This window comes from Kribbella sp. NPDC003557, assembly GCF_040610805.1.
GTDB lineage: Bacteria > Actinomycetota > Actinomycetes > Propionibacteriales > Kribbellaceae > Kribbella.
Map to the genome: position 1 here is coordinate 22,496 of NZ_JBEXMY010000005.1, position 23,420 is coordinate 45,915.

Below are 23,420 nucleotides of genomic sequence, written 5' to 3' on the forward strand. Positions count from 1 at the left end.
TTGACGGCATGAGCACGTACGAGAAACTCCTGCAGGAACAGATCCGGAACGAATTCACCGCCTCCCAGCAGTACGTGGCGGTCGCTGTCTGGTACGACGAGCAGGATCTGCCCCGGCTGGCCGCGCACTTCTACAAGCAGTCCCTGGAAGAGCGCAACCACGCGATGATGATGGTGCAGTACCTGCTGGACAAGGACATCCGGCCGCAGATCCCGTCGGTCGGCGAGGTCGAGTCCGAGTTCAAGGACGCGCTCGCACCGCTCGAGCTCGCGCTCGCGCAGGAGATCACCGTCACCAAGCAGATCGAGACGCTGGCGCGGACCGCGCGTGACGAGAGCGACTACATCGGTGAGCAGTTCATGCAGTGGTTCCTCAAGGAGCAGGTCGAGGAGGTGTCCGCGATGAAGACGCTGGTGAACGTCGCCAAGCGGGCCGGCGACAACCTCTTCCACCTCGAGGACTTCCTGGCCCGCGAGGCCGTCGGCGAGGCCGCCCCGGACCCGACCGCCCCGGCCGCCGCCGGCGGCACCGTCTGAGCACAGGCTGAGCACAGGCTGAGCACAGGCTGAGCCGGCCTGAGCCGGCCTGAGCCGGCCGTGGCTCGGTCGGAGCAGCGGCTGGGCTACCAGCTGCCGCCGCCTCCGCCGCCGCCACCGCCGCCGGACGACCCGCCGCTGAAGCCTGACGAGCTACCGCCGCCACCGCCGGAGCTGGACGGCGTGGGCGGCGGGTCGAAGCTGCTGGCGACGCTGGCCCCGACGGCGCCGGCGGTCCAGCCGGAGGTGTAGTAGGACGGGCCCGAGTACCAGTACGGGTCCTGCGGGATGCGGCCGGCGGCGACGAGCTGCTCGCACACCTTCTGCCAGCGGTCGGCGAGGCCGAAGGCGATCGCCCAGGGCAGGTATTTGGAGAAGATGTCCTCGCCCTCCTCGAAGCGCAGCTGGTCCGCTTCGGCGGTGGCCAGGTACTTCCGGAAGCCGATCAGCTGGTCGGCGACCGCCCGGCCGGCCGGGTTCCGTTGCCCGCGGCCCCGGATCGCGATCCAGATGCCGATGGCAACGATCACGGCGAGCACCGGGACCGCCACCACGACCGCGCGGCCGAGTCCGCCGGTCGCGGCGCTGGCGATGGTCCCGAAGATCCCGCCGCCGACCACCCAGATGCCGATCATCGCCATACACGCGCAGCCGAAGCCGTTCTTGAACGCCGAGCCACCGCCGGCCCGCGGCATCCGCAGGTACCACTCGCGGGCCTTCACCTGGTCGCGGAGCGCCTTGATCATCGCGTTGTGGGCGTTCCGCATGGTGTTGTCACCGACCGCACCGCGGCGCAGCAGCACCTCGGTGCCCGGCTGCAGGCCCGGGAACAGGCCGAGCATCAGCGCCTGCTCGTGCGGCGCGGTCGCGGCCGCCGGGTTGAGCAGCACCGCCTTCTGCGAGTCGCCGTCGTTGTCGATCCGGACGCCGCCGCGGACCGCCATGTCGATCAGCGTCGCGGCGGTCTCGACCGTGGTCGCCTTCGCGTCGATCAGCAGGCCGCCCTCGGCGACCGGGATCCTCGGCGGCGCGAACGCCACCGGGATCTGGTCCTCGCTCAGGTCGTCCTTCACCGGCTGCGCGGTCACACCGTCCGGCGGGAACGTGCCCGGCGGCATCCCGGCGTACCGCTGGTCCTTGTTGCCGAACTTGGAGTAGAGCGCGGCGAGCACGATCGCGGCCGCGGTCACGATGCCGGAGCCGATCAGCGAGAGCCAGGACAACCCGTTGCGCTCCAGCCAGCTCGGCGGGTCGACCAGGATCGGGGCGTCGTTCTGGACGGCGCCCGCGGGGATCCCGGCGACGATCGTGACGCCCTCGCCGCGGGTGAGGCCGGTCGCGCCGAAGACGCCCTGCTCACCGCTGACGCTGCTCGTGCACTCCTCGGTCGAGCCGATCTGGCCCTGGAAGCACGACGTCTTCTGCACGCCGCCCGGCACGGTCACGCCGATGTCGACGTTCTTGATGTCGGCGCTCCAGGCGGTACCGGTCGCGTCCCAGTACAGCTCGCTGTGGTCGTCGAAGTGCCGCAGCGCACCGCGCACGTCGTACTTGATGACGTACGTCGCCTCGGTGCCGGAGATGGTCTCGTCGGCCGAACCGATCTTGATCTGCAGCTCCTCGTACCGGCCCTGGTTCCCCGTGTACGTGTCCTCGGTGAACTTCGCCGAGGCGCCGGTGGGTGAGGTCACCTTGATGCCGGAGACCTGGTACTCCTGGTCCTTGGAGTCGTCGTCCTTGTAGGGCTCACGGGTCACCAGGTCGCGGTAGATGCCGTGCCGGCCGCTGTCGGCGAAGTGGTAGTCGATCGTCTCGGTGACGTGCAGTACGCCGTCGGCGGACACCTCGTACTCGATCCTGAAGTTCGTGATCTCGTCGCCGGCCTCCGCGGTCGCCGCACTCGCCGGCACGGCGGAACCGGCCAGCGCGAGAACGGCGAACAACGTGCTGACGACTACCCCGAGTGCCCTACGCATGTCCGTGACCCTATCGACGGCCGGGGTCCGGGCGGCGCGGGCGGTCACGAATCCGGGACCTGATGGGCCTTGTGCGAAGTGACGGTTAGCGGAATCGTGGGTGGACCAGGAGGAACGTCATGGCAGACAAGACGAACACTTCCCAAGGCACCGGAGCCGCGCCCGCTGTGGACAGCCCGGCCGCCATCCGCAACGTGGTCCTGGTCGGCCCGTCGGGCGCCGGCAAGACCACCCTCGTCGAGGCCCTGCTGGTGGCCTCCGGAGTCCTGAACAGACCCGGCACCGTCCTGGACGGAACCACGGTGTGCGACTTCGACGACGCCGAGATCCGGCAGCAGCGCTCGGTCGGCCTGTCGCTCGCCTCGCTCCCCCACGACGGCGTGAAGGTGAACCTGATCGACACGCCCGGGTACGCCGATTTCGTCGGCGAGCTGCGGGCCGGCCTGCGCGCGGCGGACTGTGCGCTGTTCGTGGTCTCGGCGAGCGAGGGCGTCGACGAGCCGACCCGGACGGTCTGGCAGGAGTGCGACCAGGTCGGGATGCCGCGCGCGGTCGTGATCACCAAGCTCGACCACGCCCGGGCGAACTACCAGAACGCGCTCGGCACCGCGCAGGACGCGTTCGGCGACAAGGTGCTGCCGCTCTACCTGCCCGCTGGTGACGGGCTGATCGGGCTGCTGTCCCAGACGTACTACGAGTACGCCGGCGGCAAGCGCTCGACGTCCGCGCCCGACGCGTCGTACGGCGACCAGATCGAGGAACTGCGCGGCTCGCTGATCGAGGGCATCATCGAGGAGTCCGAGGACGAGTCGCTGATGGACCGCTACCTCGGCGGCGAGGAGATCGACCAGAAGGTCCTGATCGAGGATCTCGAGCGCGCCGTCGCGCGCGGCTCGTTCTTCCCGGTCGTCCCGGTCTGCAGCGCCTCGGGTGTCGGCACGCTCGAGCTGCTCGAGGTGATCACCAGCGGCTTCCCGTCGCCGCCCGAGCACACGATCCCGGACGTCTTCACGCCGCACGGCGTCGCCCGCCCGGGCCTCACCTGCGACCCCGCCGGTCCGCTGCTGGCCGAGGTGGTGAAGACGACGTCGGACCCGTACGTCGGGAGGGTCAGCCTGGTCCGGGTGTTCTCCGGCACCATCAGGCCCGACGCGACGGTTCACGTGTCGGGCCATTTCACGTCGTTCTTCGGTGCCCCGAGCGGTAGCCGGAAGAGCGCGCAGAACGGTTCGTCGCACGGGCACGAGGACCACGACGAGGACGAGCGGATCGGCTCGCTGTCGTTCCCGCTCGGCAAGACCCAGCGGCCCGCGGGACAGGTGATCGCCGGGGACATGTGCGCGATCGGCCGGCTCACCCGGGCCGAGACCGGTGACACGCTGTCCGACAAGGCGGACCCGCTGCTGCTGAAACCGTGGACGATGCCCGAACCGCTGCTGCCGATCGCCGTCCAGGCGCACGCGAAGACCGACGAGGACAAGCTCGGGGTCGGGTTGCAGCGGCTGGCCGCCGAGGATCCGACGCTCCGGATCGAGCAGAACCCGGAGACCCACCAGATCGTGCTGTGGTGCATGGGCGAGGCGCACGCGGACGTCGTCCTGGACGCGCTCGCGAACCGGTACGGCGTGACCGTGGACACCGTGGAGCTGCGGGTCCCGCTCCGGGAGACGTTCGGCGGGTCCGCGAAGGGCCACGGCCGGCACGTGAAGCAGTCCGGCGGCCACGGTCAGTACGCCGTCTGCGACATCGAGGTCGAGCCGATGCCGGAGGGCAGCGGGTTCGAGTTCGTCGACAAGGTGGTCGGCGGGGCGGTGCCGCGGCAGTTCATCCCGAGCGTGGAGAAGGGCGTCCGGGCACAGATGGAGAAGGGCGTCGCGGCCGGGTACCCGATGGTCGACATCCGGGTCACGCTGCTCGACGGCAAGGCGCACAGCGTCGACTCGTCGGACATGGCGTTCCAGATGGCCGGCGGACTCGCGCTGCGGGAGGCGGCGGCCGCGTCCCGGGTCGCGATGCTCGAGCCCGTGGACCTGGTCTCGGTGCTGGTGCCGGACGAACTGGTCGGCACCGTGATGAGCGACCTGTCCGGGCGCCGCGGGCGGCTGCTCGGCACCGACAAGATCGGCGAGAACAGGACGCTGGTGAAGGCCGAGGTGCCGCAGGTGGAGATCACCCGCTACACCATCGACCTCCGTTCGCTGTCCCACGGGTCGGCGACGTTCACCCGGGAGTTCTCCCGTTACGAGGCGATGCCCGAGTCGGCGGCGGCGAAACTGAAGAGCTAGCTGAGGCGGCGGCGTACGTCGCGGGACTTGAGGTACGCCGCCACGTCGTCGTACCGCTCGCTCTGGTTGGCGAACTCGATGTACGAGCGGACGCGGTGCAGCCAGTCGAGGGTCGACGGCTTCACCGCGGTCAGCGCGTCGGTGAGGTGCCGCATCGCCAGCGGCGGCTCGCCACCGGTCGAGAGCGCCTCGTCGATCACCTTGTCGACGCCGCGCTCGATCAGCGCGCGCAGGTCCGCGCCGCTGAACATCGCCGTGTGCCCGGCGAGCGCCTTCAGGTCGAGGCCGTCGGCCGGGACCTCCTTGGTCAGCACGGACAGGATGTCGGCGCGGGCCGGCTCGTCCGGCGGCGGCACGAAGATCACCCGGTCGAACCGGCCGGGGCGGAGCATCGCCTCGTCGACGTCCCACGGCGCGTTGGTGGCGGCGAGCACCAGGAGGCCCTCGTTCTCCGAGCCGATGGCGTCGAGCTCCTGCAGCAGGACGTCGACCAGCCGGCGCGCCTCGGACCCGCCGTGCTTGTGCCGCGCGAACGCGAGCGCGTCCAGCTCGTCGAGGAACAGCACACACGGTGCGTTGGCGCGGGCACGCTCGAACGCGGCGTGCAGGTTTCGCTCGGACACGCCGAGGTACGGGTCCATCACGTCCTCGATGCGGACGTTGACGAACGGCAGCCCGCACTCCCCGGCGGTCGCCCGGGCCAGCAGCGTCTTGCCGCAGCCGGGCGGTCCGTAGAGCATCACGCCGCCGCCGGACTTCCGCCCGTACTTCTCGTACAGCTCCGGGCGGCTCAGCGGGAGGATCACCATCCGGTGGATGACCCGCTTGATCTCCTCCATCCCGCCGACCTGGTCGAAGGTGGTGGTCTCCTTCGGCGTGTCCAGGACCAGCGGGTCCTGCTCGTCCTCCGGGCCGACCTTGATCCGGACGCCGCTGCGCTCGGAGATCATCCCGTCGACGAGCTGCTGGAGGCGGCCCGTCCCTTCAACCACGCCCTGCTGGCGAGCGGCTTCGAGCAGGTTCCGCAGCAGGGCCAGCCGCCCGTTCGCCGCGGCCAGCTCGCCGACCGGTACGAACTGGTCGTCCGGCAGCCCGTGCTGGTCCAGGAGGACGACGTACTGGTCGAGGGCCTCCTCGGTGTCGCCGGAGGCAACCAGCGACTCCGCGAGCACGAGCCGCAGCAGGACGTCGTCCGGGTTGGCGTCGACGGCCTTGCGCAGCGCGTCGATCCGGTCGTTGCTCATGAACCCCACTTTCGGTTGATCCAGCGGCGGACCAGCGGCGGGACCACCCAGGAGTAGACGCAGAAGCCCAGCCAGAACATCGCGAACGCGAACGACAGCGGGGCCAGACCGGCGGCGCGGAGGCCGTAGATGACCGCGACCGCGGCCACCCAGACGACCAGCGGGTTGAACCGGGCGAAGGGCCGCAGCGGCAGCATCAGCGGGTGGTTGAACATCCTCGCCTCGCGGGCCGCGGCACGCAGGTCGGCGTCACCGGGCTGCGCCGCGGCGGCGGAGGCGAGCGAGTTGTACCCGGACCGGGCGTCGCCGGTGAGCATCGACGCCGTGCCGTGCAGGGCCCGGGCGTTCGGGTCCTCCGGGTCGTACGACAACGCCTCGGTGCTGTGCCGGTGCATGTCCCGGTCCTTGCCGAGCGCGAACGCCACCTGGGCACGCGCCGCCGAGACCGCGACGCTCTCCGGTGCGTGGGACGCGGCCCGCTCGACCAGGGCGCTCGCCTTCTCGGCCTGTCCGGCCGTGAGACAGACGTGCGCGTAACCGATCAGGAGGTCGGGGTCGTTCGGGTCGAGGCTCAGACCCTGCAGGAACGCGGCCTCCGCCTCGGGCAGGCGTCCCTCGGACCGCAGCGACGACCCGAGGATGTGCAGCATCGCCGGAAACGGGCCGTGCAGGGTGAGGCCGTCGCGCAGTACGTCGATCGCCTCGGCGTTCCGGTCGAGCGCATGCAGGGCCGCACCACGGAACAGGTACGCGCGGTAGTCCACCGCGGCGTCGCCGGACAGCCCCTGCAGCTCGTCGAGCACGCGCTCGGGCCGGCCGATCTGCAGCCAGTGCGCGGCCATCCGCAGGCGGGCCTCACTCGGGTCGTTCACAGCACCACCGTCACCAGGTAGAGGATCAAGGCCTCGGCGATCGCGCCTCCGATCGTCACCGCGATCCCCACGCCCCACAGCGATCCGTAGTCCTGGCCGCGCAGCTGGAACGCGCGGTCCATCGGACGCTGGAGCCGGAGCTGGGCCAGGCAGCACAGGACGGCGACGACGCGGGTGCCGACCCGGAGACCGGACGTGACGCCGGTGTCGCCGTACAGCAGCAGGAACACGCCGATCACGGCCAGCAGGCCGACCAGGCCGCTGAGCAGGATCAGCCGGCGCTTCGTGGCGTCGACGCCGAGCCGGCCGGCGTTCAGGAAGGCCACCGCCGTGGACGCCAGCACACCGCCGAAGAACGCGACGTACGTCTGGGACATCAGCCGCCACGGGCGCGCGGACATGTCCACGCCGGCACCGACGGTCGGGCGCAGGAGTTCGTCCGGCATCGGGCTCCTAGTACGGCACAGATGGGCAGGGGTTCGGCTCGCGCAGTGTATAGCCTGTCCGGATGAGCGAGAACTGCATCTTCTGCGGGATCGTGGCCGGCCGCATCCCCTCCACGCAGGTCGCCGAGACCGACCGGGCGATCGCCTTCATGGACATCAACCCCGGCACCCGCGGTCACCTGCTGGTGGTGCCGCGGGCGCACTCGACGGATCTGCGTGAGGCCGCCCCCGAGGACCTCACCGCCGCGACCCTGCTCGCCCAGTCGCTCGTCTCCCGGGTCATCGACCGCCTGGACGCCGACGGCGCCAACCTGCTCAGCTGCATCGGCGCCGTTGCGTGGCAGTCGGTGTTCCACACCCACCTGCACGTGATCCCCCGCTACAAGGACGACCCGCTCCAGCTCCCGTGGCACCCGACCCCGGGAGACCTGGAAGAGATCAACGCGACGGCCGCCAAGCTCAGCTGAGCCTGGACAGCTCGGAGAAGAACTCGCGGAGGTCCTGGAGCAGCAGGTCCGGCGCGTCCTGGGTCGCCCAGTGGCTGCCGCGGTCGAACTCGCGCCAGGACACGATGTTCGCGTGGTCCCGCTCGGCGAACCGGCGGAGCGGGCGGAAGTCGAACGCGAAGCCGGCCAGCCCGGTCGGGGCGGTGGTCGGCTCCTTCGGGTGCTCGGCGTGCTTGTCCTCGAAGTAGAACCGCGCTGACGACGCGCCGGTGTTCGTCAGCCAGTAGATGGTCGCGTTGGTCAGCACGTGCTCCTCGGAGCAGGAGCTGAGCAACTGGGCGATCCACGAGAGCTGCCCGGTCGGGGAGTCCGCCAGCGCGTGCGCGATGTTCTGCGGCGCCTGCTCCTGCAGCTTCGCGTAGGCGCCCAGGTTCTCGTTGAAGTACTGCAGGAACTGCAGATAGCCCTGCTCCTCGTCGGTGAGGTTCTCCAGCTCCGCCGGGTCCCCGCTCGGGAACGAGAACAGCTGCGTCACGTGAACGCCGATCACGTGCTCCGGGTCGACCCGTCCGACCTCCGGGGACACGTAGGACCCGCCGTCGTTGCCGTGGGCGCCGTACCGCTCGTAGCCGAGCCGGCGCATCAGCTCGGCCCAAGCGGCGGCCACGCGGTACCTGTTCCAGCCGCGGTCCTTGGTGGGGCCGGAGAAGCCGAAGCCGGGGACGGACGGGATGACCAGGTGGAACGCCTGCTCGCCGTTCCGCGGGTTGGTCAGCGGCTCGATCAGGTCGACGTACTCCAGCGACGTGTTCGGCCAGCCGTGCGTCAGGACCAGCGGGATCGCGTCCGGGTCGGCCGAGCGGACGTGGAAGAAGTGCACGTTCTGACCGTCGATCTCGGTGACGAACTGCGGGTAGGAGTTCAGCCGCTCCTCCCACTTCCGCCAGTCGTACGACGTGAGCCACTGCTCGGTCAGGCGCCGCACGTAGGACAGCGGTACGCCGTACTCCCACTCGGGCGGCAGCGGCCCGGTCTGCACCGCGCCGGTGTAGTCGATGTCGAGCTCGTTCGCCCACCGGGTGCGGGCGAGGCGGTCGCGCAGGTCGTCCAGGTCGGCCTGCGGGATGTCGATGCGGAAGGGCCTGATCTCGGTTTCGTTCGTCATGTCGTCAAACTAGGAGGCCATTAGGCGAGATAGCTTCCTAATGACCTGAGAGACTTTCGGACATGATCGAGACCTCGGCGCGGCTGCTGAAGCTGCTCACGTTGTTGCAGTCGCCGCGCGACTGGACCGGTGCCGAGCTGGCCGAGAAACTGCAGGTCAGCCCCCGGACCGTGCGCAGCGACGTCGAGCGGCTCCGGTCGCTCGGTTACCCCGTGGACGCCACCCGTGGGTCCGTGGGCGGTTACCGGCTGGGGGCCGGCGCCGCGTTGCCGCCGTTGCTGCTGGACGACGACGAGGCCGTGGCGGTGGTCATCGGTCTACGGAAGGCGGCTGCTGTCGCCGGCGTCGAGGAGATGTCGCTGCGGGCGCTGACCAAGCTGGAACAAGTCCTGCCCTCGCGGCTGCGGCGCCGGGTCAACACGCTCGCGAGCTTCAGTGTGCAGGTCCCGCCGGACGAGCCCGGACCGCAGCTCGACCCTGAACTGCTGACCCAGCTGGCGGCGCTGTGCCGCGACCGTGAGCAGCTGCGCTTCGACTACCTGTCGCACTCCGGCACCGCGACGCTTCGGCGGGCGGAGCCGCATCGGCTGGTCAACTGGGGGCGACGCTGGTACCTGGTCGCCTTCGACCTCGAGAAGCAGGACTGGCGGACCTTCAGGGTGGACCGGGTGCGGCCGCGGATCCCGACCGGCCCGCGCTTCGGTCCGCGGGAGCTGCCCGAGGGCGGCGACGTGGCGGCGTACGTGTCGCGCCGCGTGTCGGCCGCCGCGTGGCGCTATCGAGCTTCGGTGGTGGTCGCCGTACCAGCGGCGGTCCTTGCTGAGCAGTTGACGCCTGCCGTCGGGACGATCGAGCCGCTCGACGACGACAGCTGCCTGCTGCAGACGGGCTCCGACACGGTGCAGAGCCTCGCCGTACACCTCGCCCTGCTGGATGCGGATTTCGTGATCCAGGACGGCCCGCCCGAGCTGACGGCGTACCTCGACCGGCTGGCCGAGCGCTATCGCCGGGCGACGAGCTCGTAGACGGAGAGCAGCTCCGGGAGCAGGACGGACCAGTCGTACTTCGGCACGGTGGCCAGCCCGACGGCGCGCAGTTGCTCGCGCTCCTCGGGTCTGCGCAGGAGCCGGAGGGCGCGGGCGGCGAGTTCGCCGGAGTTCCCCGGCTCGAACAGCTCCCCCAGATGTCCGCCTTCCAGCACCTGACGGAACGCGGGCAGGTCACTCGCCAGCACCGGGGCGCCCGCGGCCATCGCCTCCAGCAGGACGATGCCGAAGCTCTCGCCGCCGAGATGCGGGGCGACGTACACGTCCGAGCCGGCCAGCATGTCGGCGCGGGCCTCGTCGTCGACCGCGCCCAGGAACAACACGTTCTCGCGGTACCGCGGCGGCAGCGTCTCCTCGGCCTGTCCCGAGCCGGCGACGAGGATCTTCAGCCGCGGCCGCTCGGCGAGCAATGCGGGGACGGCGGCCAGCAGCACGCCGAGGCCCTTGCGCGGCTCGTCCAGCCGGCCGAGGAAGCTGATCGTGCCGTCCGCGCCCATCCACTCCGGCCGTGGACTGCCCTTGAACCGGGCGGTGTACAGCCCGTTCGGGATCACCACGGCCTCGCCGCCGATGTGCTGGACCATCATCGAGCGGGCGTTCTCGGACACCGCGATCCGGGCGTCGATCTTCTCCAGCGCCGGCCGGAGCAGGCCCGCGGCCACACTCATCGCGCGGGACCGCACCTGCCAGGTGTGGAACGTGGCGACGAACGGCCCGTCGGCCGACCACAGCGCGATGATCGACGCACTCGGCGTGGTCGGCTCGTGGACATGGACGACGTCGAAGTTCCCCTCGGCAAGCCAGCTCTTCACCCGGGCCGCCGTCCGCGGACCGAACGTCACCCGGGCCACGGACCCGTTGTACGGCACGCCGACGGCCCGGCCGGACGAGACGACGTACGGCGGGACCGCGTCCGCGGCGTCCACCGGGGCGAGGACCGAGACCTCGTGGCCGAGCGCCAGCAGCGCCTCGGCCAGGTCGCGGACGTGGTTCTGTACCCCGCCGGGCGTGCCCAGCGAGTACGGGCACACCACGCCGATCCTCACAGCAGGATTGTTACTCCTCCAGGAAAATCCGCTGCAGCATGTGCCAGTCCTGCGGGTGTTCGGCGATCCCGACGGCGAACGCGTCCGCACACCGTTGGGTCATCGCCGCCACACCGCCTTCCGTGTCGACGGTGTCGTGGAACGTGATCACCAGGTCGCGGCCTTCGTAGTGCAGCGTCGCCGGGATCAACGGCGCGCCTGTCTTCAGGCTCAGCGCGGCAGGCCCGACGGGCATCCGGGACGGGCGGCCGAAGAACGTGACCGGCACACCCCGCTCGGACAGGTCCCGGTCGGCGACCAGGCAGACGAATCCCCCGGCCCGGAGCCGGTCCGCGAGCACGCCGGTGACGTCCTCGTCACCGCCCGTCAGCGGGAGCACCTCCATGCCGAGCTTCTTGCGGTACGCGATGAAGCGGTCGAACAGCGACTCCGGCTGCAGGCGTTCGGCCACGGTCGACACCGGCATGCCGGTCAGTCCGGCCCAGGCGCCCGCGTGGTCGTAGTTCGCCAGGTGCGGCAGCGCGCAGATCACGCCCTGCCCGGCGGCGTACGCGTCCCGCAGCAGCTTCTCGTTGACCGTCCGCACCCGGCCGACGATCTCGTCGCGGCTCCACTCGGGCAGGCGGAACGCCTCCTGCCAGTAGCGCAGGTACGAGCGCAGGCCGGCGCGGGTCAGTTCGTCGAGCTCGGCCTCGGTGGCCTCCGGGCGTACTGCGGCCAGGTTGCCGCGCAACCGCCGTACACCGCGGCCGTTCCGGCGGAAGGTGCGGTCGGCGGCCTGCCGGAACAGCCAGGTGACGGTCCGCTCGGGCAGGCGCCGGACCAGGGTCCAGGCGAGCGCGAAGGCCAGGTCGACGGCCCGCTGCCGGACGCCCTCCATCAGGCCTTGGGGTCCGGCGGCGGGGTGTCGAGGCCCGAGTTGGACGGGTCGGCCAGCACCTGCTGACGGACCGAGAGCGAGCGCTGGATGACAGTGATGGTGCTGGCCGCGGCGACGTACCAGATCACGATCTCGAGCAGGATCGGCAGGTCGAAGAGGTCGGAGAAGAACGCCAGGACCAGCGTGAACACCAGCCGGTCGGCGCGCTCGGCGAGACCGCCGCTCGCCTTCAGCCCGAGGCTCTCCGCCTTGGCCCGCGCGTACGAGGTGACCGCGCCCATCACCAGCGCCCACAGCGTCACAGCCGCCATCAGCGTCGAGTCGCCGGCCCGCGAGTTCGCGTAGAACATCACCAGGCCGCCGTAGACGGCGCCGTCGGCGATCCGGTCCAGTGTCGAGTCGAGGAACGAGCCCCACTTCGACGACGTTCCCGACGTCCGGGCCATGTAGCCGTCGATCAGGTCCGAGAACACGAACGCCGTGATCACCAGGACACCGATCCACAGCTGGCCGCGCGGGAAGAAGATCAGCGCCCCCGCGGACACACCGATGGTGCCCACCAGCGTGACCATGTCGGCGCTCACGCCGAGCTTGAGCAGGAGGGTGGCGATCGGCGTGATCACCTTGGTCCAGAACTGCCGGAATCTGTTAAGCATGGCGACGCGATCGTAGTTCACCGGGGTCACCATCGGGTGACAAGGCCCTGTCTGGTGATCCAGCGCCGTCGCGAGGAGGTGCTCGGTGCGGTGCATCGGCGTGCGGGGGCGAAGGTCTCGATGCGGAGCATCGTGGCCTTTGCACCCGTGCGGCGAGGTGCCGTGCCGAGTGCCCCGCAGTAGGCGATGGGTCACCAGACAGGGCCTCGGCACGGGTTTCGGCCTGCGCGGAGCCTTGGGGCAGGGGATGCTGGGGGGTGAGGAGGTGAGCGCCATGGGTCGCAGGCAGCTCGTGGGCGCGCTCGTCCTCCTGCTCGTCGCGAGTGGTGGCGCCGCCGGGTGCACGGTCGCCCAGCGGGCGAACGGCACCGCGCCGAACCCGGTGCCACCCACGGTAGTCGTCCCGACCGTGATCGCTCCCCCGCAGGCCGAGGGCCTGGACGGTACGTCGGGCGCGCCCGGGCCGCAGGTCTGTACGGCGATCACGCGCACACTGACGGCCAGGTTCCGCGGCCCGGTCACGGCGAAGCCGAACGCCTGGAACGACGGCGGACTCCCGGCGATGGATCTGTGCACCCTGCTGCTCGGGGACCTGCCGGTCACGATCGGCGTCAGCGCGCTGCCGATCCAGCCGGACACGCTCAGCCGGCTCGTGGAGAACCCCGGCTCGGTCGACCCGCTGCCGGAGCTCGGCCCGGAGGCCACCATCAGTGAGTCCCGGATCGTCTTCCGGGCCGGCGACCGCGCGGTGCGGATCACGCCGGCCGGCGGCATCGACCGCGACCCCGCCGACGGGATCGAGAAGGCGCGCGCGGTCGCGATCGCGACGGCCGCACGGGACGCCGTACCGCGGACCCTGCGGCCGGCCCGGCAGGCGGACGAGACCTGTCAGCTGTCGACCTCGGCCGCGGAGCGGTTCATCCAGCTGCGGGTGCAGCTGCGCCGGGACTACCGGGTGAAGGGTGCGCTGACGTGCATCTGGGGGACGTACGACGCGACCGTGTCGATCGTCGAGGCGTTCGACCAGGCGTCGATCCCGGAGGCGCAGCAGGTGCCGCCGCCCCGGTTCGCGCCGATCGGCCAGCCCGGCTACTACCTTCCCGAGGCCGGCGAACTCGTCTTCCGCCAGGGCCGCCGCGTCGTCCGTGTCACCGCCCTCACCAACCCGCCGCGCGAGGTCACCCTCGACACCCTGACCAACCTGGTCGACCCGATGCTGCCGCTGTTCCTGCGCTGACCGTCCGGCTTTTCACAGCCGGCCGAACTTTTCCGGTCATGGCCGCATCCAACCTGCCGTCCGATACCGAGAAGCAGGGGGAAAGAAATGATCAAGTGGGCCAGGTACGCCGGAGTCGTTGCTGCCGGGGCGGTCGGGATGGGCTTGCTGACCAGCGGTTTCGCCGCGGCGCAGCCCACCGGTGGCGCGAGCACGACGGGCGCCACGTGCAGCATCAAGGTCGGTTCGGTGACCGCGGGGGGCGACCACCGGCTGCAGACCTTCGGGACCGACGCCGCGTTGATCGAGGACAAGATCGTTGCCAAGGACATCTACCCGGACGGGCAGGTCCGGCTGAGCGCGACGATGCGGTTCGGCGCGACCGAGGTCGGCGGTGACGCGCACACCGGCCCGGTCATCATGGGGTCGAGTCTGTACGACACGTCGTACCTGACGCCGGCCGGTGGGGGCACCGTCTCGCAGAAGCAGGTCACCCGCGTGGGTGGCGGCTGGGACGTGTACCGGTCGCTCGACCGTTCGACCGTCGTCACCGCGACCTCGCAGCGGGACACGGAGTACTCGCTGCACAACGACGGCACGCTGTACCGCCGCAACGTGGCGTACATCAATGGCGTACCGAGCCGGCAGGTCACCGGCTACCAGTCCGGCTACAGCGGCGTGAAGGCGATGACGCTGATCAGCCAGACCGCGACGTACGACACGTTCCTGATGACGCTGACCAGCGGCAAGCTCTACACCGCGCACCTGCCGCTCGCCGGCGGGCAGGTCATCCCGGGGGTGGTGAAGGAGGTCCGGAGCTCGACCTGGCAGGGCTTCGAGTCGCTGGTCGCGGCGCCGTGCGGTAACGGCACGCTGCTGCTGGGCATCGACAAGGACAGCGGCTCCGGCTACCTGTACCGCGTGGGTCACGCCAACGGCACCGCCACGACGATCGAGTCGCTCGGCAAGGCCGCGGGCACCTTCAACGACCCGGTCTACTTCCTCTGGAAGAACTTCACCGGCCAGGACCTCGCCGGCGAGTGACCCTGTGACAGCGCCCCACCCGCGGCCCGCGGGTGGGGCGTTTCCTTATGGCCAGGACTTCATGGCCAGGACTTCGCGAGCAGGGCGCGGGTGTCGGCCAATAGTTGCGGCAGGACCTTCGTGTGCGCGATCGCGGGCATGAAGTTGGTGTCCCCCGACCAGCGCGGTACGACGTGCTGGTGCAGGTGCCCGGCGATGCCGGCGCCGGCGATCTCGCCCTGGTTCATGCCGATGTTGAAGCCGTGCGCCGCCGACACCGTGCGAACCGCCTGCATCGCCTGCCGGGTCAGCGTTGCGACGTCCGCGACCTCGGCGTCGGTCAGCTCGGTGTAGTCCGCGACGTGCCGGTAGGGCACGACCATCAGGTGACCCGGGTTGTACGGGTACAGGTTGAGGACGGCGTACGCCGCCTCGCCGCGGTGCACGATCAGCGCGTCCGTGTCCGGCAGGCCCGGGAGCCGGCAGAACGGGCAGCCCGAGCCGGCCTCCGAGCTGGTCGGCTTGTTCTCGCCCTCGATGTAGGCCATCCGGTGCGGCGTCCACAGCCGCATGAACGGGTCCGGCACCCCGACGCCGTCCTGCCGCACCAGCTCCTCCGGCTCGTACGGCGATTCGGGGTGCCCGGTCATACCTGCCCCGTCATACCTGCACGCGGTTCTTGACCGACTCGACGATCTCCGCGACCGCGTCCGCGATCGGTACGCCGTTCTTCTGCGTGCCGTCGCGGTACCGGAAGGAGACCGAGCCGGCCGCCATGTCCTCGTCACCGGCGATCAGCATGTACGGCGTCTTCGCCTTCTGGGCGTTCCGGATCTTCTTCTGCATCCGGTCGTCGGAGGCGTCGACCTCGACCCGGATCCCCTCCGCCTTCAGCTGCTTCGCGACGTCGAACAGGTAGTCCACGTGCCCGTCGGTCACCGGGATGCCGACCACCTGGATCGGGGCCAGCCAGGGCGGGAAGGCGCCCGCGTAGTGCTCGGTCAGCACCGCGACGAACCGCTCGATCGAGCCGAACAGCGCGCGGTGGATCATCACCGGCCGCTGCCGGGAGCCGTCCGGCGCGGTGTACTCCAGCTCGAACCGCTCCGGCAGGTTGAAGTCCAGCTGGATCGTCGACATCTGCCAGGTCCGGCCGATCGCGTCCTTGGCCTGGACGGAGATCTTCGGGCCGTAGAACGCGGCGCCGCCCGGGTCCGGGACCAGCTCCAGACCGGAGCCCTCGGCGACCTCGCGCAGCGTCGCGGTGGCCTCCTCCCAGACCTCGTCGGAGCCGACGAACTTGTCCGGGTTCTTGGTGGACAGCTCCAGGTAGAAGTCGTCCAGGCCGTAGTCGGCGAGCAGGCCGAGCACGAAGGTGAGCAGGTTGCGCAGCTCGTCGCGCATCTGCTCCCGGGTGCAGTAGATGTGGGCGTCGTCCTGGGTGAAGCCGCGGGCCCGGGTCATGCCGTGCACGACGCCGGACTTCTCCAGCCGGTACACCGTGCCGAACTCGAACAGCCGCAGCGGCAGCTCCCGGTACGACCGGCCGCGGGCGGCGAAGATCAGGTTGTGCATCGGGCAGTTCATCGGCTTCAGGTAGTAGTCCTGGCCCTGCTTGCGGATCTGCCCGTCCGCGCCGCGCTCCTCGTCCAGGTGCATGGGCGGGTACATGCCGTCGGCGTACCAGTCGAGGTGCCCGGAGGTCTCGAACAGCTGGCCCTTGGTGATGTGCGGCGAGTAGACGAACTCGTAGTCGTCCTCGACGTGCCGCTGGCGGGAGTAGTCCTCCATCACCTTGCGCAGCACACCGCCCTTCGGGTGGAAGACGGCCAGGCCGGAGCCGATCTCGTCCGGGAAGCTGAACAGGTCCAGCTCGGTGCCCAGCTTGCGGTGGTCGCGCTTGGCGGCCTCCTCGAGCCGGGTCAGGTGCGCCTTCAGCTCGTCGCGGGACTCCCAGGCGGTGCCGTAGATCCGCTGCAGCTGCGGGTTCTTCTCGCTCCCCCGCCAGTACGCCGCCGCGGTGCGCATCAGCTTGAAGTTGCCGAGGTACCCCGTGGCCGGGACGTGCGGCCCGCGGCACAGGTCCTTCCAGGCGACGCTGTCGTCACGCCGGACGTTGTCGTAGATCGTCAGCTCGCCGCCGCCGACCTCGACGCTCGCGCCCTCGGCCGCGTCCGCCGCGGAGCCCTTGATGCCGATCAGCTCGAGCTTGTACGGCTCCGCGGCCAGCTCGGCGCGCGCGTCGTCGTCGCTGACCACCCGGCGGCTGAACCGCTGCCGCTCCTTGATGATCTGCTGCATCTTCTTCTCGAGCTTGGTCAGGTCCTCCGGCGTGAACGGCGTCGGCACGTCGAAGTCGTAGTAGAACCCGTTCTCCACCGGCGGGCCGATGCCGAGCTTGGCCTCCGGGAACAGGTCCTGGACCGCCTGCGCGAGGACGTGCGCGGTCGAGTGCCGGATGATCGCCCGGCCGTCCTCGGACGATGCCTTCACCGGCTCGATCTCGTCGCCGTCGGCGACCACCCGGGACAGGTCCCGCAGCTCACCGTTGACCCGGGCGGCGATGGCGGAGCGGTCCTGGCCGAAGATCCCGGCGAACAGCTCCCCGATCGTCGTCGTCTCGGTCACACTCCGCTCAGCCTCGCCCTCGACGCCGATCAGATGGACCTTGACTTCCGACACGTTCACTCCTTCGTTCACGAGCAGATGGTATCGACAACGAAAGTAGGGGGTCGGACCAGCCGGTAGTCAGATGTGCCGCGGCGCGCGGATTTCTAGGTTCGTACCTATGAGTGACGCCCTCCTGCACTTCGCCGATCAACTGATGTCCTCGTGGTGGATCTACCTCGCGCTGTGGGGTTTCGCCGCGCTCGACGGGTTCTTCCCGGCGATCCCGAGCGAGACCCTGGTCGTCACCGCCGGCGTGTTCGCCGCGGCCACCGGCGAGCCGAACCTGTACGCCGTGATCGTGGTCTCCGCGATCGGCGCCTTCGTGGGCGACCACGTGTCGTACGCCCTCGGGCGCGGCGCCGGCGGGCGGTTGCTCGACCGGGTCAAGCCAGGCACCAAACGGGAAGCGGCCGTCCTGTGGGCCCGCCGCGCACTGGCCGAGCGCGGCGGACTGGTCCTGGTGGTCGCCCGCTACGTTCCCGGCGGCCGTACCGCGGTCACCCTGACCATGGGCTCCGTGCGCTACCCACTGCGCAGCTTCACCCCGTACGCGGCCCTGGCCGCCGTCAGCTGGGGCCTGTACTGCACCCTCGTCGGCTACATCGGCGGCAAGGCCTTCGAGGACAACCCCCTCAAGGGCGTCATCCTCGGCATCGGCCTCGCCCTGGCAGTCACCCTGATCGTCGAACTCATCCGCCACCGCCTCCGCAAACCTCAACCTCAGGTCGACCGTGAACCCGAACTGATCGACAGTTGACCGACGACCACGTCCAGCAGTTGCTGATCGCGCTCAGCGCGGGGTGTTGAGAGCGACGGTGATCTGTTCGGCGACCTTGGCGGCCAGATCCAGGGCTGCGCGGCGGGTGGCGGGCTGCAGTGCTGAGTGGTCGAGGGGACCCTCGGCGGCGATGTGCATGTCGGTCGGGATGTCGACGACGGCGGCCGCGCGGGACTCGAAGTACGGGCGGAGCTGCTTCTCGACCTCCTTGTTCACGTCGCCGGGGCCGTTCGAGACCGCGATGATCGCGCGGCGGATCAGCCGCTGCGCCTCCGGGCCCTGGTTGTCGAGCTCCTCCAGCATCTGCACGGCGGCCGCGCAGGACAGGCTCTTCCACTTGATCGGGATGACGAGGGCGTCGGCCGCCTTCATCGCCTCGCGCCAGTTGCTGGAGCCCTCGTTGTTGCCGGTGTCGATCACCAGCACCTTGTAGAACCGGCTCAGCAGGCGGTGGATCTGGTCGAAGTCCTTGGCCTCGATCTGTGCGTACGTCGTGGTCGCGGACGTGAGCACGTCGTACTGACCGGCGACCTGGTGGCGCAGGTACGCCGCGACGTCACCGAGCCGCGCGTCCGGCTGGGTCAGCATCGGCATGGCCTGCAGCATGTCCGTGACGGTGGACCGCGAGTTCGTGTCGTGGGTGCGCAGGTGCATGTTGCCGCGCAGCTCGTTGTTGTCCCAGGCCACGACCCCGCCGCCGCGGGCCTGCCCGAGCGCGCCGGACAGCAGCAGCGTGGTCGGGGTCTTGCCCGAGCCGCCCTTCGGGTTCGCCACGACGATCGTCACCGGACGCCGGAAGGCCGTCGCCGCGGTCGCGCGCGCGATCCGCTCGGAACGCTCCGAGCTCCCCGGACGCAGCTTCAGCACGCTCCGCACACCGCGCTCGGCCGGAGCCTCCCGCGGCAGCGGCAGCGCCTGGATCAGCTCGTCGGCACGGTACGACAGGTTCTGCGGCGGCTGCTGACCCTGCTGCCCCGGAACGCCCTGCGGGAAGAAGTGCTGAGCGGCCTGCGACAGCGGCTGACCGCTCTGACCAGCAGGCCCGGGCTGCGCAGGCTGACCGGCAGCCTGCGGCGCGGCACCGGACTGGCCCTGCGGGAACTGACCACCCTGCGGCTGACCGCCCTGCGACTGAGCGCCCTGCGGCTGGCCGCCCTGGTCGTGTCCGGAGCCGTGGAACGAGGAGCCGCCGAAAACCGGCGTACTCGGACCCGCGTCCGGCGTAGTGCTGTCGGCGGACGCGGCGGCCTCAGTGTCCGCGCCGAGCTCGTCGTCCTGCTCCTCAGGCTGGCTCCACGACGCGGAGCTCGACTCCGCGGCCGGCTGCGTCCAGGACGGCGCCGGCTGGCTCTGCGGCTGCGTCCACGGCGCCGGCTGGTCGACAGGCTTCGGGGCCACTCCCCACGAGTCGGTCCGCGAGAGGGCGTCCTCCTGCTCGTCGGTCTCCTCGACGGGCTCGGCGTCGGGCGACTGGTTCGGGTCCGGCTGGGTCCAGGAGGGGGTCGGCTGCCACATTCTCCGGACCTCGGCCGCCGCCGCTTCCCGGTCCTTGTGCTGTCCGGAGTTGTGCGAGTCGGTCACGACCTGGATCCCCGATTCTGTGAGAGGGGGCGGGTGGCCCCTGAGGCTTGCTGGGTGCCCCGGGGGGAAGTGAGGCCCCCAGGAGGGTCCACTATCCCATGACCGGGTGTCCTCACCACGTCACCACCCGGAGCGTCCGGTGACGGTTCCGCACCAGTGCCCCACCGGTGCGTCACCGATGCGTCAGCCCGTGACCAGCCCGGCTTCGTACGCCACGATCGCCGCCTGGACCCGGTTCTTGACCCGGAGCCGCAGCAGGATCGCGCTGACGTACGCCTTCACGGTCCCTTCGACCAGAAACAGCCGGGCCGCGATCTCGGCGTTGGACAGTCCGGCTCCGACCAGTCCGAGCACCTCTAGCTCGCGCGGGGTCAGTGCGCCGACCTGCTCCTTGGCGGCGGCCGCCCGCGCCATCGCGCCGCCGCCGGAGCCGGCGCCCAGCTCGGCGATCACCCGCTGCGCGACCTTGGGAGACAGATACGCCGCGCCGTCGGCGACGGCTTTCAGCCCGGCGATGAGCTCCCGCGGATCGCCCGACTTGAGCAGGAAGCCGCTCGCGCCGTCGCCGAGCGCCCGGGCGATGTAGGCGTCCTCCGAGAAGGTGGTGAGGACGACGACCGCCGTCTCCGGCACGGTCCGCCGGATCTCCGCCCCGGCGGCGAGTCCGTCCATCCTCGGCATCCGGATGTCCAGCACGGCGACGTCCGGCCGGTGCCGCCGGACCGCTTCGACGGCCTCGACGCCGTCGGCCGCTTCGGCCACGACCTCGATCTCGTCGTCGGTGCCGAGGATCGCGCGGACCCCGGCCCGCACCATCGCCTCGTCGTCGGCGAGCATCACCCTGATCATCGGTTGCCTTCCGGTGTCGGTGGAACGGACCCGCTCTGGACGACGGCCTTGGCGACGAGTGCGCCGCCGGCGAAGCACAGGCGGTAGACGTAGTTGGAGGAGAACGGGGCCGCCGGACGGTAGTACCTGCAGCTCCACCCGGCCGGCGGGCGGTAGCCCTCTCCCGGCGGGTCGATCATCTGCATCCGTGGCAGCACCTTCGCGACGTCCCCCTCGGACTGGCCGATGGCGAGTGCGTCGTACTGCGCTGGGCGCAGGATCGCGCTGTAGCCCGCGACGAGGTAGTAGCCAAGGGCAACCGCGCCGACAACGGCACCCAGCAGTACGGGAGCGGCAATGGCCGTGATGAGACCGCGCCGGGCGCTGCGTCGTACCGTGGCACGCTCCACCGCCGCCGTGGGTGGCTCTGGTCGGCCGCCGGCGCGGGGCATCGTGGCACTGACCTCGAACCCACCACCCGGACGCGGACCCGCGATGAGCGAGCCCCCGGCCAGCCGGACTCGCTCACGCAGCCCGTCGAGCCCGCGTCCGCCTGACGGCGCAGCCACAGCTTGGGTCGCGCCAGTGTCCAGAACCTTCACCCGTACGTCGTCCTCGTGCGTCGTGACGCTGACGGTCACGGTCGCGCCGGGTGCGTGCTTGCTGGCGTTCGTCAGCGACTCCTGCACCACGCGGTGCACGGCGCGATCCACCATCGGCGCCAGTACGCCGTCGACCTCCTCCGTCAGTTGCACCGCCAGACCGGACGCTGCGGCCCGGTCCACCAGCGCGCGCACCGTTTCGTCGTGCGGCACGGTCGGTGCGTCCTGGTCCCGCAGTACGCCGACGATCTCGCCCAGCCGCTCCGTGGCGGTCGCCGCCGACTCCCGGAGCTCACCGGCGGCCCGCCGATGCTGCTCCGGCAGCGACGGGTCGAGCTCGAGGGCTGCCGCGCGCAGTGCGATCAGGCTGAGCTCGTGACCGACCGAGTCGTGCATGTCCTCGGCGATCCGGGACCGCTCGCGCAGGCGCTCCTGGTCGATCTCCATCTGCTGTTCGCGCTCGATCCGCTCGGCCCGCTCCCAGCCGGCCGAGGCCAGCAGCGCCTGTTGCGCTCGGTAGCGGCCCATCAACCAGGGCAGCACGACCAGGAGCAGTGCGAGCAGGAGCAGCATGAGCCACGTCAGGACGGCCTCTGTTGCCTGTGCTCCCCTGCGCATGGTCAGGGCGAGGCCCAGCATCCCGATCAGCGACCAACTGCAGAGCAGGACGAAGTGCTTGAGCTGCGTCTCCCGCCGGCCGGCCAGGTAGCTCAACAGGCTGATCGCCGGTACCAGCGCGATCTGCACGCCGTTCGTCGTACCAAGCGCGAAGGCGAGAACGACGATCTCCGTCCACGCCACGACACACAGGGCGACCAGCGGCCACCTCCGGCGGCCGAGGACGGCGAACGCCAGTACGGCGAGGCAGACGGCGCGAAACCAGTACGGGTCGTGACGTGCACCGCTTTCCGCGAGCACGAGAAGGCTCAGCGCGGCCCACAGACCCGCGTCCCCCAGGCGCCGCCACTTCATGGCGTAGACGCTACACAGTCGCAGCACGTCCGCCGTACTGCCGAAAGTCAGGTCTCCGCGTCGATCAGCTCGAACGGTACGTAGGACAGGTTCGGCACGGGTTCGCCGCGCAGCTGCGCGAGCAGGAGGTCGACGGCGAGCCGGCCCATCTCCGTCTGGTTCTGGCGGACATGCAGGTACGGCGGTCCGCCGATGGAGTCGCCCGGCGAGTCGAAGCAGGCGACCACGCGATCGCCGCGCTCGCCGCCCAGCGCCCTGTCGACCATGCGAGCCAGGTTGTACTCACAGGCGAAATACGCCGTGACCTCCGGCCGCTGCTCGCGGAACGCGCGGATGGTGTCCATGTCCGCCCGGACACTCTCCGTGGTCGTCGAACCGGGCAGCGTGCTGCGCAGGTCGGTCAGCTCGTACGGCCGGCCGAGGTCGACGAAGGCAGACCGGAAGCCTTCCAGCCGCTCCTCGATCGAGGACGTGTTCACCGGCGGCGGCGAGACGAAGGCGATGTGCTCATGCCCCTGCACCAGCAGCCGCTGCGTCAGGGCCCGGGCGGCGGCCACATTGTCGGTCAGTACGGCGGACACCGGGATACCGGACAGCTGGCGGTCGACCAGCACCACCGGGAAGCCGTCCAGCACCTGTCGCAGCAGGCTGGCGTTGTAGAAGTCGCCGTACACCGGGAACACGATCAGGCCGTCCACGGTGGACACCAGCGAGTCGACAGCCTTCTCCTCGTCGGTCTGACGCCCGTGGGTGCGCCGGACCACCAGATGAGCGCCGTGCTCCGCGCAGCGCTCCTCGATGGTGTTGAGGAGGTCCAGTCCGAACGCCTCCGACATCGACGGCACGATGTAGGCGATCGAGAGCGTCTCGCGCCGCGGGTTCGACCGGAGCGGGACGGTCAGCTCGGTGAGGTCGGGCAGGCGGGGGACGACGAACGTGCCCTTGCCCCGGACACGCTCGACCAGACCGGCCTCCCGCAGCACCTCCAGGGCGCGCTTGGAGGTGATCCGGCTGACCGCGAACTGCGTGGCCAGCTCCATCTCCGACGGCACCCGGTCCCCCGGCCGCAGTGTGCCGCGGCGGAGCTGCTCCAGCACGTGAGCACAGATCCGCTCGTACAGCAGTGCCACAGCGCCTACCCCTCATGACTTG

21 protein-coding genes are annotated in these 23,420 nt (G+C 70.5%); 7 read left to right on the forward strand and 14 right to left on the reverse strand.

Translation table 11 applies throughout. The features are described 5' to 3' along the window. The first annotated feature begins 8 nt into the window (after window positions 1–8). A complete protein-coding gene (locus ABZW60_RS20740; protein ID WP_355479107.1) occupies window positions 9–536 on the forward strand; it encodes a ferritin in 528 nt (175 codons plus the stop codon). A gap of 86 nt (window positions 537–622) precedes the next feature. Here ABZW60_RS20740 and ABZW60_RS20745 read toward each other — a convergent pair whose 3' ends face one another. Then, the gene (locus tag ABZW60_RS20745) at window positions 623–2,512 is read right to left on the reverse strand and encodes a DUF2207 domain-containing protein (RefSeq protein WP_355479109.1); all 1,890 of its coding nucleotides are present in this window, start codon (window positions 2,510–2,512) and stop codon (window positions 623–625) included. A gap of 119 nt (window positions 2,513–2,631) precedes the next feature. On the opposite strand from ABZW60_RS20745, the gene ABZW60_RS20750 reads away from it, so the two are divergent. Then, entirely contained in the window at window positions 2,632–4,797 is a 2,166-nt protein-coding gene (locus tag ABZW60_RS20750; RefSeq protein WP_355479111.1) for an elongation factor G-like protein EF-G2, read from the forward strand. On the opposite strand, the gene ABZW60_RS20755 is transcribed toward ABZW60_RS20750, so the two are convergent. The 3 genes from ABZW60_RS20755 to ABZW60_RS20765 are packed head-to-tail and all read right to left on the reverse strand — an operon-like array spanning window position 4,794 to window position 7,359. Next, the gene (locus ABZW60_RS20755; RefSeq protein ID WP_355479113.1) at window positions 4,794–6,041 is read right to left on the reverse strand and encodes a tetratricopeptide repeat protein; all 1,248 of its coding nucleotides are present in this window, start codon (window positions 6,039–6,041) and stop codon (window positions 4,794–4,796) included. The two genes, ABZW60_RS20750 and ABZW60_RS20755, sit on opposite strands and share 4 nt — an antisense overlap. Further along, on the reverse strand, window positions 6,038–6,913 hold the full coding sequence (locus ABZW60_RS20760) for a tetratricopeptide repeat protein (protein ID WP_355479115.1): 876 nt from the start codon (window positions 6,911–6,913) through the stop codon (window positions 6,038–6,040). The genes ABZW60_RS20755 and ABZW60_RS20760 overlap by 4 nt, the downstream gene beginning before the upstream one ends. Then, window positions 6,910–7,359 carry a hypothetical protein gene (locus ABZW60_RS20765; RefSeq protein ID WP_355479117.1) on the reverse strand — a complete coding sequence of 150 codons (450 nt, stop codon included), beginning with the start codon at window positions 7,357–7,359 and terminating at the stop codon, window positions 6,910–6,912. Before ABZW60_RS20765 ends, ABZW60_RS20760 begins: the two co-directional genes overlap by 4 nt. Before the next feature lie 62 nt (window positions 7,360–7,421). Here ABZW60_RS20765 and ABZW60_RS20770 point away from each other — a divergent pair, with 62 nt between their 5' ends. After that, on the forward strand, window positions 7,422–7,826 hold the full coding sequence (locus tag ABZW60_RS20770; protein ID WP_355479118.1) for an HIT domain-containing protein: 405 nt from the start codon (window positions 7,422–7,424) through the stop codon (window positions 7,824–7,826). On the opposite strand, the gene ABZW60_RS20775 is transcribed toward ABZW60_RS20770, so the two are convergent. Beyond that, window positions 7,819–8,970: an epoxide hydrolase family protein gene (locus ABZW60_RS20775; protein ID WP_355479120.1), complete on the reverse strand. Its 1,152-nt coding sequence runs from the start codon at window positions 8,968–8,970 to the stop codon at window positions 7,819–7,821. The genes ABZW60_RS20770 and ABZW60_RS20775 overlap by 8 nt on opposite strands. Window positions 8,971–9,032: 62 nt before the next feature. Here ABZW60_RS20775 and ABZW60_RS20780 point away from each other — a divergent pair, with 62 nt between their 5' ends. Continuing rightward, window positions 9,033–9,995, forward strand: a complete 963-nt coding sequence (locus ABZW60_RS20780; protein ID WP_355479122.1) for a transcriptional regulator — start codon at window positions 9,033–9,035, stop codon at window positions 9,993–9,995. Here the strand turns inward: ABZW60_RS20780 and ABZW60_RS20785 are convergent. From ABZW60_RS20785 to pgsA, 3 genes are read right to left on the reverse strand one after another with little or no spacing between them, the layout of a single operon-like run. Continuing rightward, window positions 9,971–11,062, reverse strand: coding sequence for a glycosyltransferase family 4 protein (locus tag ABZW60_RS20785; RefSeq protein WP_355479124.1), 1,092 nt, complete (start codon window positions 11,060–11,062; stop codon window positions 9,971–9,973). The genes ABZW60_RS20780 and ABZW60_RS20785 overlap by 25 nt on opposite strands. A 10-nt stretch (window positions 11,063–11,072) precedes the next feature. Continuing rightward, window positions 11,073–11,942: a phosphatidylinositol mannoside acyltransferase gene (locus ABZW60_RS20790; RefSeq protein ID WP_355479126.1), complete on the reverse strand. Its 870-nt coding sequence runs from the start codon at window positions 11,940–11,942 to the stop codon at window positions 11,073–11,075. Beyond that, window positions 11,942–12,598, reverse strand: a complete 657-nt coding sequence (gene pgsA, locus ABZW60_RS20795; RefSeq protein ID WP_355479128.1) for a phosphatidylinositol phosphate synthase — start codon at window positions 12,596–12,598, stop codon at window positions 11,942–11,944. The genes ABZW60_RS20790 and pgsA overlap by 1 nt, the downstream gene beginning before the upstream one ends. 274 nt (window positions 12,599–12,872) lie before the next feature. Here pgsA and ABZW60_RS20800 point away from each other — a divergent pair, with 274 nt between their 5' ends. Together ABZW60_RS20800 and ABZW60_RS20805 are read left to right on the forward strand one after the other, a co-directional pair. Next, window positions 12,873–13,835, forward strand: coding sequence for a hypothetical protein (locus ABZW60_RS20800; RefSeq protein ID WP_355479130.1), 963 nt, complete (start codon window positions 12,873–12,875; stop codon window positions 13,833–13,835). An 87-nt stretch (window positions 13,836–13,922) separates the two neighbouring features. After that, window positions 13,923–14,858 (forward strand): hypothetical protein, encoded by a 936-nt coding sequence (locus ABZW60_RS20805; RefSeq protein ID WP_355479132.1) that lies wholly within the window; start codon window positions 13,923–13,925, stop codon window positions 14,856–14,858. Between the two features lie 59 nt (window positions 14,859–14,917). On the opposite strand, the gene ABZW60_RS20810 is transcribed toward ABZW60_RS20805, so the two are convergent. Together ABZW60_RS20810 and thrS are read right to left on the reverse strand one after the other, a co-directional pair. Continuing rightward, the gene (locus tag ABZW60_RS20810; protein WP_355479134.1) at window positions 14,918–15,487 is read right to left on the reverse strand and encodes an HIT domain-containing protein; all 570 of its coding nucleotides are present in this window, start codon (window positions 15,485–15,487) and stop codon (window positions 14,918–14,920) included. 10 nt (window positions 15,488–15,497) lie between these two features. Then, entirely contained in the window at window positions 15,498–17,519 is a 2,022-nt protein-coding gene (gene thrS, locus ABZW60_RS20815) for a threonine--tRNA ligase (protein WP_355480477.1), read from the reverse strand. A gap of 106 nt (window positions 17,520–17,625) precedes the next feature. Here thrS and ABZW60_RS20820 point away from each other — a divergent pair, with 106 nt between their 5' ends. Beyond that, a complete protein-coding gene (locus ABZW60_RS20820) occupies window positions 17,626–18,264 on the forward strand; it encodes a DedA family protein (RefSeq protein ID WP_355479136.1) in 639 nt (212 codons plus the stop codon). Between the two features lie 33 nt (window positions 18,265–18,297). Here ABZW60_RS20820 and ABZW60_RS20825 read toward each other — a convergent pair whose 3' ends face one another. The 4 genes from ABZW60_RS20825 to ABZW60_RS20840 form a co-directional block, all read right to left on the reverse strand. Next, window positions 18,298–19,866 (reverse strand): AAA family ATPase, encoded by a 1,569-nt coding sequence (locus ABZW60_RS20825; RefSeq protein ID WP_355479138.1) that lies wholly within the window; start codon window positions 19,864–19,866, stop codon window positions 18,298–18,300. Window positions 19,867–20,049: 183 nt separating this feature from the next. Then, a complete protein-coding gene (locus tag ABZW60_RS20830) occupies window positions 20,050–20,715 on the reverse strand; it encodes a response regulator transcription factor (protein ID WP_355479140.1) in 666 nt (221 codons plus the stop codon). Next, window positions 20,712–22,268 carry a histidine kinase gene (locus ABZW60_RS20835; RefSeq protein WP_355479142.1) on the reverse strand — a complete coding sequence of 519 codons (1,557 nt, stop codon included), beginning with the start codon at window positions 22,266–22,268 and terminating at the stop codon, window positions 20,712–20,714. Before ABZW60_RS20835 ends, ABZW60_RS20830 begins: the two co-directional genes overlap by 4 nt. A gap of 47 nt (window positions 22,269–22,315) precedes the next feature. Next, window positions 22,316–23,398, reverse strand: coding sequence for a GntR family transcriptional regulator (locus ABZW60_RS20840; protein ID WP_355479144.1), 1,083 nt, complete (start codon window positions 23,396–23,398; stop codon window positions 22,316–22,318). Window positions 23,399–23,420: the final 22 nt, after the last annotated feature.

Bases quoted from the DNA above. Each gene is read 5' to 3' on its own strand.
- ABZW60_RS20750 (WP_355479111.1), top strand. From the start codon at position 2,632: ATGGCAGACAAGACGAACACTTCCCAAGGCACCGGAGCCGCGCCCGCT.
- ABZW60_RS20770 (WP_355479118.1), top strand. From the start codon at position 7,422: ATGAGCGAGAACTGCATCTTCTGCGGGATCGTGGCCGGCCGCATCCCC.
- ABZW60_RS20765 (WP_355479117.1), bottom strand. From the start codon at position 7,359: ATGCCGGACGAACTCCTGCGCCCGACCGTCGGTGCCGGCGTGGACATG.
- ABZW60_RS20820 (WP_355479136.1), top strand. From the start codon at position 17,626: ATGAGTGACGCCCTCCTGCACTTCGCCGATCAACTGATGTCCTCGTGG.
- ABZW60_RS20830 (WP_355479140.1), bottom strand. From the start codon at position 20,715: ATGATCAGGGTGATGCTCGCCGACGACGAGGCGATGGTGCGGGCCGGG.
- ABZW60_RS20740 (WP_355479107.1), top strand. From the start codon at position 9: ATGAGCACGTACGAGAAACTCCTGCAGGAACAGATCCGGAACGAATTC.
- pgsA (WP_355479128.1), bottom strand. From the start codon at position 12,598: ATGCTTAACAGATTCCGGCAGTTCTGGACCAAGGTGATCACGCCGATC.
- ABZW60_RS20790 (WP_355479126.1), bottom strand. From the start codon at position 11,942: ATGGAGGGCGTCCGGCAGCGGGCCGTCGACCTGGCCTTCGCGCTCGCC.
- ABZW60_RS20780 (WP_355479122.1), top strand. From the start codon at position 9,033: ATGATCGAGACCTCGGCGCGGCTGCTGAAGCTGCTCACGTTGTTGCAG.
- ABZW60_RS20835 (WP_355479142.1), bottom strand. From the start codon at position 22,268: ATGAAGTGGCGGCGCCTGGGGGACGCGGGTCTGTGGGCCGCGCTGAGC.
- ABZW60_RS20775 (WP_355479120.1), bottom strand. From the start codon at position 8,970: ATGACGAACGAAACCGAGATCAGGCCCTTCCGCATCGACATCCCGCAG.
- ABZW60_RS20805 (WP_355479132.1), top strand. From the start codon at position 13,923: ATGATCAAGTGGGCCAGGTACGCCGGAGTCGTTGCTGCCGGGGCGGTC.
- ABZW60_RS20810 (WP_355479134.1), bottom strand. From the start codon at position 15,487: ATGACCGGGCACCCCGAATCGCCGTACGAGCCGGAGGAGCTGGTGCGG.
- ABZW60_RS20745 (WP_355479109.1), bottom strand. From the start codon at position 2,512: ATGCGTAGGGCACTCGGGGTAGTCGTCAGCACGTTGTTCGCCGTTCTC.
- ABZW60_RS20755 (WP_355479113.1), bottom strand. From the start codon at position 6,041: ATGAGCAACGACCGGATCGACGCGCTGCGCAAGGCCGTCGACGCCAAC.
- ABZW60_RS20800 (WP_355479130.1), top strand. From the start codon at position 12,873: ATGGGTCGCAGGCAGCTCGTGGGCGCGCTCGTCCTCCTGCTCGTCGCG.